A 17,007-nucleotide genomic window follows, 5' to 3' on the forward strand; every position below is an offset into this window, starting at 1 on the left:
TGTTGCATATTAATGAAATATTGCCCTTAAGCAGAGTCTATAAGAAAAGACTAGGGACCAATTTTTATTAAGTTGGTCCAAATAAAAAACTCCAGTCTCTTCTTCTGGAGATTTAACTTCTGGTAGTTTTGCTTATATCTGATATGACCTAATATAATTTGAGGTCATTCTTCTTGCATACTCTAACATATCAACATTTCCATCACTAACACACCAATAATAAATAATTCCCCTAGCTAATATCAGTAGTTCTTCTATTAATAAATCTGCAGGAACATCTCTTCTAATTTTGTTTTCATCAATGGCTCTAAGAACCAACCTTCTTAACCCTTCAGGAAGCCCTCTTTCCTTAGATAAAAAAAATGTATTACCATTTTCTATCTGAGCTTTATATATATTTTTTACTAGGTCTTTTCCTGAATTTAGGGCATACTGACATTGAGTAACTAAATAAAGGATAATTGCTTCTATTGGTTCTTCATCTGTTACAGATTCCAAAACTTCATTAAAGAAGAATAAATCAATATCCCTATAAATCTCAACAACAATACCTGTTTTATTTTCAAAGTGATGGTAGAAGGCTCCAACAGAAACATCCGCTTTTTTACAAATATCCTGAATGCTTATTTCATCAAATGTGCGATGTTGTAATAATTCTTTTGCAACAGCAAGTATATGTGCCTTTGTATTTTCAGCTTGAATTTGTCGTGAAGTTTTCTTTATCACTTAATTCAACTCCTCTCTAATAGAATATTATACAAAAAAATATTCCCAAATAGAAGAAAAAGTTATTTTCAGAAAATTACATAAAGTATATTGACAAAACTATAACAGAGGAATAAAATGTTAATATAATCAATTCGCCGAATACGTTATGTGAAAGTGAGGGGTTTATTATGAAACGTTATCCACAGTTATTTGAATCTGCTTATATTGGTAAGCTAAAAATTAAGAACAAACTCTCTATGGCTCCAATGGGACCTGTAGGCTATGCTGATGCATTTGGAGCATTTAATCAGCGACTCCAAGATTACTATGTAGAACGTGCTAAAAATGGAGTTGGTTTAATTATTACCGGTATTTGCAATGTAGACATGGGAACAGAAGAAATGCCAACTATTGGATTACCTTGCCCTACTTCTAATCCAATTGCATTTATACATAGTACTTATCAGATGAATGAACGTGTACATGCATATGGAGCGAAAATATTTATCCAGTTAACAGCTGGGTTAGGTAGAAGTGCATTGCCTGGATTTGTAAACAAAAATATTGCACCATCAGAAAATGAAAATCGTTTTGATCCAAGAATAATCCATCGTGAAATGACAAAGGATGAAATTAGAACTTTAATCCAAAAATTTATTGCTTCTGCGGTAATTGCTAAGAAATCAGGCTTTGATGGGGTGGAAATTCACGCTGTTCATGAAGGTTATTTATTAGATCAATTTGCCATTTCTCTCTTTAACCATCGTACAGATGAATATGGCGGTTCTTTAGAGAATAGACTTAGAATTTCTACTGAAATAGTTAAGGGAATCAAAAAAGCCTGTGGAGAAGATTTCCCTGTAAGTTTACGTTACAGCCTTAAGAGTTGTATGAAGGGGATACGACAAGGCGGGTTACCAGAAGAAGACTATGAGGAAGCAGGTAGAGATATCGAAGAGGGAATCGAGGCTGCAAAAATATTAGTGGCGGCAGGATATGATGCCCTAAATGTGGATGCAGGAACTTATGATTCTTGGTATTGGAATCATCCTCCAATGTATTTTGAGGATGGAATGTACAGACAATTTGGAGAAATATTAAAGAAACACGTTAATGTACCAATTATCTTAGCTGGAAGAATGGATGATCCAGAGATTGCAATCTCTGCACTTGGAAAAAGCTGTGACATTATAAGCTATGGAAGACCTTTGCTTGCAGACGAAGAATATGTAGAAAAGCTTCGTACAGGAAGATTAGATGAAGTTCGTCCTTGTTTAGGTTGTCACGAAGGTTGTCTAGGCAGAATTGGCAATGCACCTATAAGTTGTGCAGTTAATCCAGCTTGTGGAAGAGAAAAAATATATGGTATTGAAGCTGCAGTCGCTAAAAAGAACATTCTTATTATAGGCGGTGGTGTGGCTGGATTGGAAGCAGCTCGTGTAGCAGCTATTCGCGGACATAAAGTAATGCTATGTGAAAAATCTGATCAGCTTGGCGGAAACTTGATTCCTGGTGGAGTTCCACATTTTAAACGTAATGATCATAAATTAGTTTCATACTATAAACGCCAGTTAGAGCTTCTTAATGTTGATGTAAAATATAATACTACTATTGCAAAAGAGGATATTAAAAAATATGATGTGGATGTTGTAATTGCTGCAACAGGTTCAACTCCTAAGAATATTAACTTTGAAGGTGTACAAGCTTCCTTTACTGCAGATCAGATATTGCTTGGAAAAGCAGAAGTTAAGGATGAGGTTATTATTGTTGGCGGCGGGTTGGTAGGATGTGAAACAGCTCTATGGCTAGCTCAGAAAGGTAAAAAGGTGGCTGTAGTTGAAATCGCAAAGGAAATTTTAGGCGGACATGGATCTTTACCTCATATGAATGAGTTTATGCTTTTAGATTTATTAAAGTATTATCATATAGATATTTACACAGGTACTTCTATTGTTAAGACAAAGGAAAATAGCGTAGAAGTAAAACAAGGGGACAAAATATTTGAACTTCCAGCTGAAACCATAATTACATCAGTAGGTTATACATCAAATGATAACTTATATAAAGAAATAAAAGATTTAGATATACCTGTTTATAATATAGGTGATTCTAATAAAGTACACAATATTATGTATGCTATTTGGAATGCCTACGAAGTTGCAAGGAATGTGTAGTTTGTGGAAAGTTATAACATAAAGCTTACATTAAGGAATATGGAACCATTATAGTTAATGAATAACGTTTTTTGTTAAAATAGATATAGAGTGAAGCATCTGCTGTGAAAATAGCAGGTGCTTTTTATCTGCTTAGGAAGAAAGCAAAAAGGTCATATATTATGCATAAAGGGAAGGATAAACACTGTAAATACATTAGTTAAGGGTTAAATAAAGTTCAAGAGACATACTTACCACATTTTACTACTATTATAAGATATGTTTTTTTATTTAAATTTTAAAAATTGCAAACACTAAAAATAAAACAGAAAGAAGGGTTTGCTATGGAAAGTAAAGGATTTAGTGAATTAGGTCTTGATGAAAATATTCTTAAAGCTTTAGATGTAATGGGTTTTGAGGAACCATCTAAGATTCAAGCTGAGGTAATACCCATTCTCTTAGAAGGGCATGATGCAATTGGGCAGGCACAAACTGGTACAGGAAAGACATTGGCATTTGCAGCACCAATCTTAAGTAGCTTTAGAAGGTCAGAGGGGAAGATAAATAGTATTATACTAACTCCTACAAGAGAGCTTGCCATTCAGGTAAATGATGAACTGAATCGTATAGGAAAATTTACTAAAGTTAAACTAATTCCTTTATATGGAGGTCAACCTATTGAAAGGCAGATTTCTGCTTTGCGTAAAGGTATAGATATAGTGGTAGGAACTCCTGGAAGAGTATTGGATTTAATTAGAAGAAAAGTTTTAGATTTAAGTTCTATTCGATTCCTTGTATTGGATGAAGCAGACGAAATGCTTAATATGGGTTTTATTGATGATATAGAAGAAATAATAAAAAATTCCAATGAAGATAGGCAGACAATGTTATTTTCTGCTACAATGCCTCCAGAAATCAAAAAGCTTGCTAAAAGATATATGAGGCCTGAAGCGAAACATATAGCTGTCTCAAAAGGCACAATGACGGTGGCCACAGTGGAACAATACTATTATGAAGTTAAGAATAGAGAAAGATTTGAATCACTTTGCAGAATATTAGATGTAGAAGAACCTTCAGCTGCTATTATCTTCTGCAAGACTAAGAGAGGCGTAGACGAACTGATGGAAGGTTTGCAGAGCAGAGGCTATGGTGTTGAAGGAATGCATGGAGATATGAATCAGAATCAGAGGATAAATGCCTTAAGAAGATTTAAGGAAGGAAGTTCAGAGTTCCTTATAGCTACTGATGTTGCTGCAAGAGGTATAGATGTTGAAAATGTAAGTCACGTAATAAATTACGATTTGCCTCAGGATGTAGAATCCTATGTTCATAGAATAGGTAGAACTGGCAGGGCAAATAAGGAAGGAGTTGCGTATACACTAGTTACTGCAAGAGAATATACTTCCCTTAAACATATTGAAAAGGCTACAAAGAGTAAGATAAGAAGAAGAGAGATTCCTACAGTAGATGAAATATTTGTTTCCAAGTATAAAACCATGCTATCCAGGATAAAAGAAACCTTAGAAGAGGATAGCTATAAAAGATTTATCCCACTAGCAACAGAGCTTGATGAAGAGTTTAGTCTTGTAGAAGTAGCAGCGGCTCTAATGCATATGTTATACAGCAAAGAAGTAAGCTATGATTACAGCGAAAATGCAATAGGTTCAGCGTCAGAGAGTAAGAGGTTGTTTTTAACTGTAGGACGTATGGATAAAGTTAATCCGAAGAAGTTAGTGGAATTCTTTAGTGAAAATGCAAAAATAAACAAGGAAGACGTTGGAGATATTGATATTCTTGAAAAGTTTTCTTTTGTAAATGTAACAGAGGCTGCAGCGGAATCTATAATAAAGTATTGCAGTGGAAAGAGGTTCGCTGGAAGAAAGTTGAATATTGAAATTTCAACAAAATCAAGGAAGTAATCTGTTCAAGAGCTTTAGTATTTAGCTATCTTCACTAAGATGGACTGACATATTGAAGTTACGATAAAACTGCAGATAAAATATATTCTCTCAAGCTTATGGTATGCACCTCAAAAGTTAGACACCAGTATAACTTTTTGGGGTGAATTCATTGGGTTGGGGGAATTTTACTTTATAGGTCATATTAGTATAAAATGCTGTAAAGTATTTTACATTATAGGTAGGTTATGGAATATGTATATTTTTTAGAAATGTATGAAATTTGAAGTTTTACTTGCGCTATTTAGTGACTAATCAGTATAGTGAATTCAATAATATTTAAAAATTCAAGGCAATGGTAAAACCTTTCAATAATTACATCAGTTACATGTTAAATTTTTCACCAAAAATAATTAATAACAATTTATTAATTTGTGCCTTTGCCTTGAAAATTAAAACTTAATAGAGAATTTAAAGGTATGCATATAAGCTGATTCATACTTAAATCGTATAATTCTAATTAGTGACACTATTGCTATTTTCTAAGCAAATCTATGTTCTTAATTCGTAAAATTGCAAAAAACTCCTTTTTACGATAATCATGTTATAATCATGTCGTAAAATAAAAAAGGAGGTACATCTTTATGGATAATAAATTGTCTAAAGATGCATATGGTGGCGTAGCAGGCAAAGACTACGTTCCTTATATTTCCAGTGGTTCGAAATCCGGTGGAAATGTTACTGTATTAATAATTGGTATTCTTTTAGCTGTTTTATTTGCAGCATCAACTGCCTATTCAGGTATGAAGTCAGGACTTACAGTTGCAGCTGGTATACCTGGTTCAATAATAGGTTCAGCCTTTGTAGCTGCATTTGCTAAACAAAAAGGTATTCTTGGAAAAAACTTAATTCAAGGTATGGCAAGTGGTGGAGAATCAATTGCTAGTGGTATGATATTCGTTTTACCAGCAGTTCTTTTAATAGGATCAAAGGTTTCCTTCTTAGAAGGTTTTGCTGTTGGTGTAGGTGGAGTTTTATTCGGTATAGGAATAGCTTCTCTTGTACACAATTACTTAATAGTTGAAGAACACGGTAAATTAATGTACCCTGAGTCAATGGCTATATCTGAAACACTTGTTGCTTCAGAAGGTGCTGGAGACTCAATGAAGTACATGGGAATAGGATTTGGAATAGGTGGTATCATAACTGTTATAACTGGTTCGTTCTTAAATGTAGCTAATAACGTTATAAGCTATGTAAACGAATCCTTCTACAAGTGGAAACTTGAAGTTGAAGTTAACCCTCTATTATTAGGTATAGGATTCATAGTTGGTTTAGATGTTTCTTTAACTATGTTTGCTGGTTCTATATTATCTAACTTTGGTATTATGCCTTTAATAGGTTACTTCTCAACTCTTGCGAATGATGGAGCAACAGTATGGAATGCTCCTGGTGTTGCTATAAATGCTATGAAAGTTAATAACATAGCTGGTAGTTATGTAAAATATATCGGTGCTGGTATGATGCTTTCTGGTGGTTTAATAGGTGCTATAAAGCTTATACCTACTATAATATCTTCTATAAAAGAAACTCTTAACGCTAAGTCTTCAAATAGTGGTGCTGGTAGTTCATCTGCTGGAAACATAATATTACTTGGTGGAGTAGTGGTAGGTTTCATAGGAGGATTCCTAATATCTGGTGGTAATATAGTTATGGCAATAGCTGCTTCTGTTTTATCATTATTCTTATCATTACTATTTGTTATAGTTTCTGGTCGTTTAACTGGTACTATAGGAACTTCAAACCTTCCTGTATCTGGTATGACTATAGCTTCTATAGTTCTTGTAACATTATTATTTGTTGTAATGGGATGGAAAGACCTTGAAAGTAATAGATCATTACTTTTATTCGGTACATTTATAGTTGTTGCTATATCTGCAGCTGGTGGCTACTGTCAATCACAAAAAGTTACCTTCGTAATAGGTGGAGACAAGAACGAAATGCAAAAATATTTTGCTATAGCTGGTGTGGTTGGTGTTGCAGTAGTTGTTGGTACTATATTATTACTTTCTAGCCAACTTTCAATGACTGGTGATAACGTTCCGTTTGCATTACCTCAAGCTAACTTAATATCAACATTAACTGCTGGTATAATGTCAGGCAGCTTACCTTGGGTTATGATAATTGTTGGTATCGTTATGGGAGTTGTTTTATTCTTATTAAACCTTCCTGTAATGACAGTTGCTATAGGTTTCTACTTACCAATAGCTACAACTTCTATAATATTAATAGGAGCATTAGTTCGTTTATTCGTAGAAAGAGCTTCTAAATCTGAAGAAGAGAAAGAAGTTAAGATTGCTAATGGTATAAGCTTATCTTCTGGACTTGTTGCTGGTGGTTCTATAATAGGTCTTATTGGTATAATACTTCAAGTAGCAGGTGTTATAAAAGGAAAGGGACCAAGCGGATTTGCTGGTTCTAACGGAATGGCATTTATACTATTGATAGCTTTAGTAGTAGCTACTGCAATACCTTTACTTAATAGTAAAGTGAAAGATGCCCAATAGTAACGAAGAGGTTTTAAATATAATATTTAAAATCTCTGATAACTTAGAATATGAAGTTGATAAAGACAATATTGTGACCATACTTGAAAAACAAGATCATAAGGTGCAAAATTTCTTTAGAAAACTTAAATTTAGAATTCCAGAATATAAAAAAATCACTCTAGACGAATATGGAAGTTATGTGTTTTTACAAATAGATGGCAAGAAAACTATAAAGGATATAGGAGAGAGTCTTGAAGCGAAGTATGGTGAGGAAGCTAACCCGCTTTACGAAAGATTACTGTTATTCTTAAACCATATCGATGTTAATTGTCACTACATAGAGAAAACAAACTTCTAACACAGAAGATGGCACTGCATTGCAGAGGCCATCTTTATTTTTTTGTATTATAAAGACAAAATTATCACAACCTAAGATACTTTCAGTAAAGATATAGGTGTTAGCCGAAGCTACAGTTAAGGAGTTAGTGAAGGAATATAAAATTCATAGGGAAGATGCATGTGTCCAATCATTTTTTTTATTCCTAAAATTAGAAATTGAATGTAAAGCATCTGCAAAAAAATGAAAAATATACCTTTTTGACCAAAATTATGTTATAATACTTAAATAAAACAAAAAAGGGGGTACGTCTTATGGATAAAAAACTATCTAAAGATGCATATGGTGGCATAGCTGGTAAAAACTATGTCCCTTATATTTCCAGTGGCTCAAAATCCGGTGGAAATGCTGCAGTATTAGTAATAGGTATTGTTTTGGCTGCTTTATTCGCAGCATCAACTGCCTATTCAGGTATGAAATCAGGACTTACAGTTGCTGCCGGTATACCTGGCTCTATAATAGGCTCTGCCTTTATAGCTGCATTTGCTAAGCAAAAAGGTATTCTTGGCAAAAATCTACTTCAAGGTATGTCAAGCGGTGGAGAATCAGTTGCCAGTGGTATAATATTTGTTTTACCAGCAGTTCTTTTAATAGGATCAAAGGTTTCCTTCTTAGAAGGTTTGGCTGTTGGTGTAGGTGGAGTTCTATTCGGTATAGGAATAGCTTCTCTTGTTTACAACTATTTAATAGTTGAAGAGCATGGTAAGTTAATGTATCCTGAGTCAATGGCTATATCTGAAACACTTGTTGCTTCAGAAGGTGCTGGAGAATCAATGAAGTACATGGGAATAGGATTTGGAATAGGTGGTATTATAACTGTTGTAACTGGCTCATTCTTAAATGTAGCTAATAACGTTATAAGCTATGTAAACGAATCCTTCTATAAGTGGAAATTTGAAGTTGAGGTTAATCCTCTATTATTAGGTATAGGATTCATAGTTGGCTTAGATGTTTCTTTAACTATGTTTGCTGGCTCCATATTATCTAACTTCGGTATCATGCCTTTGATAGGTTACTTCTCAACTCTTGCAAATGACGGAGCAACAGTATGGAATGCTCCTGGCGTTGCTATAAATGCTATGAAAGTTAATAACATAGCTGGTAGTTATGTAAAATATATCGGCGCTGGTATGATGCTTTCTGGTGGTTTAATAGGTGCTATAAAGCTTATACCTACTATAATATCTTCTATAAAAGAAACTCTTAATGCCAAGTCCTCCAATAGTGCTGATAGTTCATCTGCTGGAAACGTAATATTACTTGGTGGAATAGTAGTAGGTTTCATAGGCGGATTCCTAATATCCGGCGGTAACATATTGATGGCAATTACTGCTTCTATTTTATCATTATTCTTATCATTACTATTTGTTATAGTTTCTGGTCGTTTAACTGGTACTATAGGAACTTCAAACCTTCCTGTATCTGGTATGACCATAGCTTCTATAGTTGTTGTAACATTACTATTTGTTGCAATGGGATGGAAAAACCTTGAAAGTAACAGGTCTCTACTTCTATTTGGTACATTTATAGTTACTGCTATAGCCATGGCTGGTGGATATTGTCAGTCACAAAAAGTTACTTTTGTAATAGGTGGAGACAAGAACGAAATGCAAAAATACTTTGCTATAGCTGGTGTGGTTGGTGTTGCAGTAGTTGTTGGTACTATATTATTACTTTCAAGCCAACTTTCAATGACCGGTGATAACGTTCCATTTGCATTACCTCAGGCTAACTTAATGTCAACATTAACTGCTGGTATAATGTCAGGCAGCTTACCTTGGGTTATGATAATTGTTGGTATCGTTATGGGAATTGTTTTATTCTTATTAAACCTTCCAGTAATGACAGTTGCTATAGGTTTCTACTTACCAATATCTACAACTTCTATAATATTAATAGGAGCATTAGTTCGTCTATTTGTAGAAAGAGCTTCTAAATCCGAACAGGAAAAAGAAGTTAAGATTGCTAATGGTATAAGCTTATCTTCTGGACTTGTTGCTGGTGGCTCTATAATAGGACTTATTGGTATAATACTTCAAGTGTCAGGTGTTATAAAAGGAGCTGGACCAAGTGGCTTTACTGCTTCTAATGGAATGGCAATTATACTACTAATACTTCTAGTAATAGTTACTACAATACCAATAGTAAACAGTAAGGTTAAAAATGCCAAATAGCAATGAAGAGGTATTAAATATAATATTTAAAATCTCTGATAACCTGGAATATGAAGTGGATAAAGATAATATTGTAACCATACTTGAAAAACAAGATCATAAGGTGCAAAATTTCTTTAGAAAACTTAAATTTAGAATTCCAGAATATAAAAAAATTACTCTGGACGAATATGGAAGTTATGTGTTTTTACAAATAGATGGCAAGAAAACTGTAAAAGATATAGGAGAAAATCTTGAAGCAAAGTATGGTGAGAAAGCTCACCCACTTTATGAAAGGTTATTGTTATTCTTAAACCATATCAACGTTAATTGCCACTACATAGAAAAAACAAATTTCTAATACAAAAGATGGCACCCATTGCAGGTGCCGTCTTTGTTTTTAGTACACTTATTAACGATTGTGTTTATCTTCACCGGCTTGTGCAGCTGCCTTAGTTTTTTGAACTGTGCCACGTGGATGTTGAGGTGGTGCATAAATAGAATACAATTTAATTGGTTTGTTGCCTGTGTTTATGAGATTGTGCCATGTGCCGGCAGGTATGATAAAGGCAAAATCATCATAGACTTTTTGTTGGAAGTCCAATTTATCTTTCCTATTACCCATTTTAACAATTCCTTGACCTTCTTCAATGCGTATGAATTGATCAAGGTTAGGATGAATTTCCAAACCTATGTCTTCTCCAGGCTTAATACTCATCAAGGTAAGCTGCAAATGTTTTCCTGTCCATAAAGCGGTACGGTAAGTATCGTTTTGCTTAGTAGCCTTATCAATGTTAATTACAAAGGGTTCTGGTCCATAATCCTTCAATTGAAGTAAATCATTGTCTCTTAGTGGTTCTGAAAAATCAGATGTTGGTTCATATTCAATTTCATCGGTAAAAGATGGATACTGATCAGCAAATTGATCGGAAAAGTCTGAGTTGTACCTTGATGCGTTAACCCAGTAAGGACATGGATATTCCATGCAGTAAGAGCAGGGACATGGATTATAAGAGTTGTTCACATAGATCATTCCTTTCATAAACTTACAGTATCATCATATGCTCTGTATTTAGAGAAGGTGCAAAATTATTAGCTGCATTTCAGGGCAGCTATACTTCTAAGTTCTCTTTTTATCAACATCACAAAAAATTCTAAACCCGTAACCTCGTACCGTTTGAATAGCCACATTAGAATTGTAGAAAGTTAGCTTTTTTCTAAGTCGTTTAACAGCATCATCAGTAGCTCTTGAATCTAATTCCTTTAATTTAAAATTCCATATTTTTCTTAATAATTCTTCTCTACTAACTGCTCGATTTGAATTCTTTATTAGATATGTTATCAAAGAAAATTCCGTTTGAGTGAGATTAACCTTTTCGCCTTTAATAGAAGCACTTCTCTGTTGCTCATTAATAGTGATGTCTCCGAAGACTAAATCTAAGGAAAATACTTGAGGCTCTTGATCCAGTTGAATTCTTCTAAATATGGCCTTTACCCTTGCAACAAGCTCAAGATGTGAAAAGGGCTTGGAAATATAATCGTCACAACCTAAGGTAATTCCAGTGACTTTATCTATTTCACTATCAAGGGCAGATACTATTATTATTGGAACATTGCTAAGCTTTCTAAGTAAAGCACATATTGAAAGCCCATCCATTCCAGGCATTATTATATCTAGAATAACTAAATTAGCGGGGCTTACGTAAAACTCGTCAAGAAGGTCTATACCATTATTAAAAGTTTTAACTATAAAACCCTCCTTCTTAAGAAGAGAACTCATAAGCTCCAGTATGTTTTCCTCATCATCAGCTATATATATAGTTTTACTCAAAACAAGCAACTCCATTTCCGTAGTAAAATATATAAAAATATAACACAATAAAGCTTATATGTTAATACTTTGCCACAAAATTGCCACAATAGCTCCTTTGTTATGACAGAATTGCCACAGTATTATATAATCATGACTTGCAATTTATCATCACATATCATAAATTTAATTAATTTTTATGGAGGTAATAATTATGAAAAAGTTAGAAAATAAAGTTGCTATCATAACAGCAGCTACAAAAGGAATAGGTTTAGCATCAGCAGAGGTACTTGCCAGAGAAGGGGCCCTAGTCTATATAGCTGCTCGGTCTGAAGAATTAGCAAAGGAAGTAATCATGAATATACATGAAAAAGGTGGGATAGCCAAATTTGTTTACTTCAATGCTAGGGAAGAGGAGACTTACACTACAATGGTAAATAAAGTCGTAGAAGCAGAAGGCAGATTAGATATACTAATAAATAACTATGGTGCAACCAACGTTAGGCTAGATCATAATGTTACTGAAGGTGACAGTGATGAATTCTTCAAAATATTAAAAGATAACGTACAAAGTGTATATTTACCATGCAAAGCAGCAATCCCTCACATGGAAAAAACAGGAGGAGGAAGTATAGTTAATATATCAACTATAGGTTCAGTAGTTCCAGACCTATCGAGAGTAGCTTACTGTGTATCAAAGGCAGCTATAAATTCCTTAACTCAAAATATAGCCCTCCAGTATGCTAGAAAAAATATAAGATGTAATGCAGTGTTACCAGGTCTCATAGGAACTAAGGCCGCTCTTGAAAATATGAGTGATGAATTTAGAGATTCATTTTTGGGACATGTACCTCTTAATCGTGTAGGAAGACCGGAGGATATTGCAAATGCAGTTCTATATTATGCTAGTGATGATTCTTCATATGTAACAGGAATGCTCCATGAAGTTGCTGGTGGTTATGCTTTAGGAACTCCCCAATATTCTGAGTATTCCACAAGAGATTAATCAGCTTCTAAGGATTGTCTTTAAACATAGAAAAAAGCTAGAGTCGGCTAACTACTGACTTTAGCTTTTTTATTAAAGAGTAATAGAATGCTTGTGGTATAGTGATAATCTTATGAGCGTTCGAAAGAGAATTAGACAAGTTTCGACTTTGTGTTATAATAAGGCTATTAAATAAAGAGAAGATAATAGGTGGGAATATAGCATTTTATATTGCAACCTAAAAATATCAATCTAATGAAAAGGTAGATTTAATTTTCAAAGAAAGAGAAGTAGTAAAACATGAGATTAGATAAATTTTTAGCAGAATCATCTATTGGAAGAAGAAAAGAAGTTAGGATTTATATCAAAGAAGGTAAGGTTAAAGTTAATGGACAGGCAGTAACAGAACCAGCAGTAGAAATTGAAGAAAACTCTGATGTTATTGAGTACCTTGGAAAAGTAGTTGAGTATACTGGAAAAGTGTATTATATGTTTAATAAACCTGCTGGATGCATTACTGCAAGAGAGGATGCAGTTCACAAAACGGTCTTTGATTTTTTTGCTGATCTTAAGATGAAGGGAGTATTTCATGTTGGAAGATTGGACAAAGATACAGAAGGATTATTATTGCTTACCAACGACGGTGCCTTTGAGCATAAGCTAATGTATCCGGAAAAGCATGTTGAAAAAACCTACTTTTTTTGGGCCTTAGGCTCTTTAAGTGAAGAAGACAAAAAGCAATTAGAGCAGGGAATTTACATCGGAAAAGATGAAATGCCAACAAAGCCAGCAAAAATTCAGGTAGAAAACTGTGGAATATATAAAGATCTAAAAGATGAAACCGCTGCTAAGGAATTATGCAAAATAGATTTAAATCATTATAATCAGCCAGTTGTTTCTGGGTATCTTACCATTTCAGAGGGACGTAAGCATCAAGTAAAGCGTATGTTAAAGGCAGTAGGTTGTTATGTGGTGTATTTAAAAAGGGTTTCAGTTGGAGAGTTGCTGCTAGATGAATCATTGGAGAAAGGTCAGTATCGACCTTTAACAGAAGTAGAGATTCTAAATTTATTGGGACAATGTGAATAAGCCATAATTTTCATATTATATTTTAGTAGGAAATTGAAATTGTGCTATAATAATTACTATGGAAACTGGAGCACAAAGGTGAATAAAACTAATGGGCAAACGGGTATATCAATAAGAAAAATGATACAGATAAAATAATCTAAATAACATAGTAATGATTTAGAGAAGGGCTGTGAAAATATGTCACATATTTCAAATAAAGAAGCCTACAGGAGATTAGAAGAGCGTATTAATAGATTTCCACAAGGGGCACCTCCATCAAAAACATTGTATAAAATATTAAGCATGCTTTTTACTGAAAAGGAAGCTGAACTTGTAGCAATGCTTCCTATTAAGCCATTTACGGTTAAAACTGCAAGTTATATTTGGAAAATGGATGAGGTTCAAACTGAAAACATTCTTCAAAAGCTGGCTTCAAAAGCTATACTTTTAGATGTTGATTATGATGGAAAAAAAGAATACTGCCTTCCACCGCCTATGATTGGTTTTTTTGAGTTTTCTCTTATGAGAACTAGAGATGATATTGATCAAAAGGTTTTGTCGGAACTCTATTTTCAATATTTGAATGTAGAAGAGGACTTTATTAAAGATCTATTTTTAAGTACAGAAACAAGATTTGGAAAGGTTTTTGTGCAGGAAGGAGTTCTTTCAAATCAGAATCAATTGGAGATAATGGACTATGATAGAGCTAGTAATGTAATTAAAAATGCTAAATTTATAACTGCCAGTATGTGCTTTTGCAGACATAAGATGAAGCACTTAGAAAAAGCATGTAGTGCTCCCATGGATGTTTGTTTAACCTTTGGAGATAGTGCATATACCCTAAGTAAACATGGTTATGGCAGAGCTATAGAAGCAGCTGAAGGTCTGGAAATATTGAATATGGCATATGATTATAATTTAGTACAATGCGGTGAAAATGTTAGGGATGGGTCAGTATTTCTTTGTAATTGTTGTGGCTGCTGCTGCGAAGGCATGCAGGCAATTAAAGAATTCGGGTATTTAAATCCCATTCAGACTACTGCATTTCTTCCTAAGGTTATAGAAGATAGCTGTGTAGGCTGTGGTAAATGTTCAAAGGCATGTCCCATAGAGGCCATAAAGGTTGATCCTCTATCTAAAAAAGCTAAAGTTGATGAAAAAATATGCCTTGGTTGCGGCATATGTGTTAGAAATTGCTATAAGAAAAGCATATATCTAAAACATAGAGAAAAGGAAATAATAACTCCTGCTAATACAACTCACAGAATAGTGCTGCAAGCTATTGAAAAAGGCCAGCTTCAAGAGCTAATTTTTGATAATAAGGCATTATTTAGTCACAGAGCTATGGCAGCAGTTTTATCAGCTATTTTAAAACTTCCACCTATTAAGAGGGCTATGGCAAGCAAACAGATGAAATCGGTATATCTAGATAGACTATTAAGTAAAAAATAATAGGGATAAAATTTAGTATATTCGCCATCTTCTTTGTGAAGAAAGTAGATCTAAGTAAACAGGTAAAATCATTAATTGCAAAATATTGTTAAAAATGCCCACTTCGGATATAATTAAAATAGTTAAGAAGAATGGAGCAATAGAAAAGATATAAATATCCTATGATTATAAAGTATAAGAGTTTTTGCAGTTCGCTATTGTGTTTAGAAAAAAGAAAGCGAGGCTATTATATGGAGTTACAAAAACTAATAGTAGATATTGCAGATAAATATAATTTGCAGTCTGCTGGCATATTTGGAAGTCGTTCTAGGGGGGATTATAGAGAGGATTCGGACTATGATATCTTTATAATCGGAAATTTGACTTTAGCTGAAGAATTAAATTTGGAATCAGAATTAGAAAAACTACTTAATTACAGCGTTGATATAGTAAAAATAGATGAAAATACTGATAAGCTGCTATTAAAGAACATTCTTAATGATGCTGAGATTATTTATAACAAAAATAATTCTTATGAAAATTTATATAAATTGGTAGAGAAATTTTTTAAAGAAAACAGCGATTTTATTCGCCTAAGGGAGGCTGACTTGCTTGATTAATCGAGATAGGACATTAAAATTAATTAGTGATTTCAAAGAATGGGAACAAGATTTTAAAGAATGTTTAGCTTCAATAGATTCTAGTGGGGACAAGATAAAGAAGTTTCTTTATCATAGTATAAGAGCGTATTTTTTAGATTTTCATATACTATGTGAGGACTATATATCCATAACTTTAAAATATCTAAATAAATTTAAAATAGACATATCGGCAATAGAGGGTATGGAGATAATCAAAAATTCTAATAAAGTAAGCGAAGAGTTTTTTGAGTTTTATAGTTCATCAAGAAAGTTAAGAAATAGATTAGCACACAGATATAAGATGCCAAAAGACGAAGATTTGCTTTTAAATTTGAAAGATAATGTAAAATATTTAGAAGAATTAGAAGAAGCATTAAAAGAACTGCTGAAATAACAATAAAAAAGAAATTTAATATTTTATGTCCCTACATAAGTAAGTTACTAGAAAGATAGTTTGAAATATAGCTATCTTTTTATTTAGCTTATACATTAAGAGGTGTACTCTTATTAGAAAAGATAAAAACTCACCTTGGTTAATTGACGAGATAGGAGAAGGCTAACTATATTATAATAATTGAGCCACAGTTGTAATTTAAAACGAAGTAACTATTGAAATGGAACATATGAACAATGACCTTTGATAATTGAATAATACTGTGTTAAAAAATAAGAGAATGTTATATTGTAAATATATCTTGCTGTAATAATGTGGGAAACATGATATAATTTTTATAGTAGTTAAGTCTGAGTGGTAAAAAAATATCATGCGACAATACTATAGAAAGGTGAATAAAATGAGAAGAATCCAAACTTGGGAATTTAAATTAAGCATACTAATACTTATAATTGTTTCATTTATTGTACCAGCAAATATAAGACAAAACGGAACTTTAATAGTATATAATTTTGGGTTTCCCTGTGAGTATTGGTCAATATATCAAGGTAATAAAGGAAGTTCTCAACTCTTTAGCAATCTATTTAATGGAAATAAAGGAATGATGATTAATATACTAGGCCTATTTGCTAATGTGTTTATTATTTATGCCTTATTGGTAGTAATAAAGAAAATATATATAAAAATTAAGACAAAATAGAAAAACTGAACAATTCATCCGGACACCGTATTATTCTTATGTAGAGTTATAGCTGATGTATCTAAAAGATTTAGATATACTGCTTGATAACTTCTCAAAAAATAATATATTAGTTAA

The 17,007-nt window shown here is 33.1% G+C and carries 15 protein-coding genes; 12 read left to right on the top strand and 3 right to left on the bottom strand.

Annotated elements, in window-relative coordinates; genetic code table 11:
• Positions 1-132 precede the first annotated feature (132 nt).
• Positions 133-726, bottom strand: coding sequence for a TetR/AcrR family transcriptional regulator (locus P8V03_RS03775; RefSeq protein ID WP_318796820.1), 594 nt, complete (start codon positions 724-726; stop codon positions 133-135).
• Between the two features lie 170 nt (positions 727-896).
• Here P8V03_RS03775 and P8V03_RS03780 point away from each other — a divergent pair, with 170 nt between their 5' ends.
• From P8V03_RS03780 to P8V03_RS03805, 6 genes are all read left to right on the top strand, one after another.
• Entirely contained in the window at positions 897-2,882 is a 1,986-nt protein-coding gene (locus P8V03_RS03780; RefSeq protein WP_318796821.1) for an oxidoreductase, read from the top strand.
• Between the two features lie 323 nt (positions 2,883-3,205).
• A complete protein-coding gene (locus tag P8V03_RS03785; protein WP_318796822.1) occupies positions 3,206-4,780 on the top strand; it encodes a DEAD/DEAH box helicase in 1,575 nt (524 codons plus the stop codon).
• A gap of 623 nt (positions 4,781-5,403) precedes the next feature.
• Positions 5,404-7,326 carry an OPT family oligopeptide transporter gene (locus tag P8V03_RS03790; RefSeq protein ID WP_318796823.1) on the top strand — a complete coding sequence of 641 codons (1,923 nt, stop codon included), beginning with the start codon at positions 5,404-5,406 and terminating at the stop codon, positions 7,324-7,326.
• Positions 7,316-7,666 carry a PqqD family protein gene (locus P8V03_RS03795; RefSeq protein WP_318796824.1) on the top strand — a complete coding sequence of 117 codons (351 nt, stop codon included), beginning with the start codon at positions 7,316-7,318 and terminating at the stop codon, positions 7,664-7,666. The genes P8V03_RS03790 and P8V03_RS03795 overlap by 11 nt, the downstream gene beginning before the upstream one ends.
• A gap of 293 nt (positions 7,667-7,959) precedes the next feature.
• Positions 7,960-9,879 carry an OPT family oligopeptide transporter gene (locus P8V03_RS03800; RefSeq protein ID WP_318796825.1) on the top strand — a complete coding sequence of 640 codons (1,920 nt, stop codon included), beginning with the start codon at positions 7,960-7,962 and terminating at the stop codon, positions 9,877-9,879.
• Positions 9,869-10,219: a PqqD family protein gene (locus P8V03_RS03805; protein ID WP_318796826.1), complete on the top strand. Its 351-nt coding sequence runs from the start codon at positions 9,869-9,871 to the stop codon at positions 10,217-10,219. The genes P8V03_RS03800 and P8V03_RS03805 overlap by 11 nt, the downstream gene beginning before the upstream one ends.
• 51 nt (positions 10,220-10,270) lie before the next feature.
• Here P8V03_RS03805 and P8V03_RS03810 read toward each other — a convergent pair whose 3' ends face one another.
• Together P8V03_RS03810 and P8V03_RS03815 are read right to left on the bottom strand one after the other, a co-directional pair.
• Complete coding sequence (locus P8V03_RS03810; RefSeq protein ID WP_428978961.1) at positions 10,271-10,882, bottom strand: cupin domain-containing protein; 612 nt, start codon at positions 10,880-10,882, stop codon at positions 10,271-10,273.
• 96 nt (positions 10,883-10,978) lie between these two features.
• Positions 10,979-11,689 (bottom strand): response regulator transcription factor, encoded by a 711-nt coding sequence (locus P8V03_RS03815; protein WP_318796828.1) that lies wholly within the window; start codon positions 11,687-11,689, stop codon positions 10,979-10,981.
• A 193-nt stretch (positions 11,690-11,882) separates the two neighbouring features.
• On the opposite strand from P8V03_RS03815, the gene hdhA reads away from it, so the two are divergent.
• The 6 genes from hdhA to P8V03_RS03850 all read left to right on the top strand — a co-directional run bounded on the left by hdhA (position 11,883) and on the right by P8V03_RS03850 (position 16,890).
• Positions 11,883-12,674 carry a 7alpha-hydroxysteroid dehydrogenase gene (hdhA, locus tag P8V03_RS03820; RefSeq protein WP_318796829.1) on the top strand — a complete coding sequence of 264 codons (792 nt, stop codon included), beginning with the start codon at positions 11,883-11,885 and terminating at the stop codon, positions 12,672-12,674.
• 279 nt (positions 12,675-12,953) lie between these two features.
• Entirely contained in the window at positions 12,954-13,742 is a 789-nt protein-coding gene (locus P8V03_RS03825; RefSeq protein ID WP_318796830.1) for a pseudouridine synthase, read from the top strand.
• 180 nt (positions 13,743-13,922) lie between these two features.
• Entirely contained in the window at positions 13,923-15,176 is a 1,254-nt protein-coding gene (locus tag P8V03_RS03830; RefSeq protein ID WP_318796831.1) for a 4Fe-4S dicluster domain-containing protein, read from the top strand.
• A 230-nt stretch (positions 15,177-15,406) separates the two neighbouring features.
• Positions 15,407-15,775, top strand: coding sequence for a nucleotidyltransferase family protein (locus P8V03_RS03835; RefSeq protein WP_318796832.1), 369 nt, complete (start codon positions 15,407-15,409; stop codon positions 15,773-15,775).
• The gene (locus P8V03_RS03840; RefSeq protein WP_318796833.1) at positions 15,768-16,190 is read left to right on the top strand and encodes a HepT-like ribonuclease domain-containing protein; all 423 of its coding nucleotides are present in this window, start codon (positions 15,768-15,770) and stop codon (positions 16,188-16,190) included. Before P8V03_RS03835 ends, P8V03_RS03840 begins: the two co-directional genes overlap by 8 nt.
• A 400-nt stretch (positions 16,191-16,590) precedes the next feature.
• On the top strand, positions 16,591-16,890 hold the full coding sequence (locus P8V03_RS03850) for a hypothetical protein (protein WP_318796834.1): 300 nt from the start codon (positions 16,591-16,593) through the stop codon (positions 16,888-16,890).
• Positions 16,891-17,007 lie beyond the last annotated feature (117 nt).

The organism is Clostridium tanneri (assembly GCF_033659955.1).
GTDB classification, from domain to species: domain Bacteria; phylum Bacillota; class Clostridia; order Clostridiales; family Clostridiaceae; genus Clostridium_AM; species Clostridium_AM tanneri.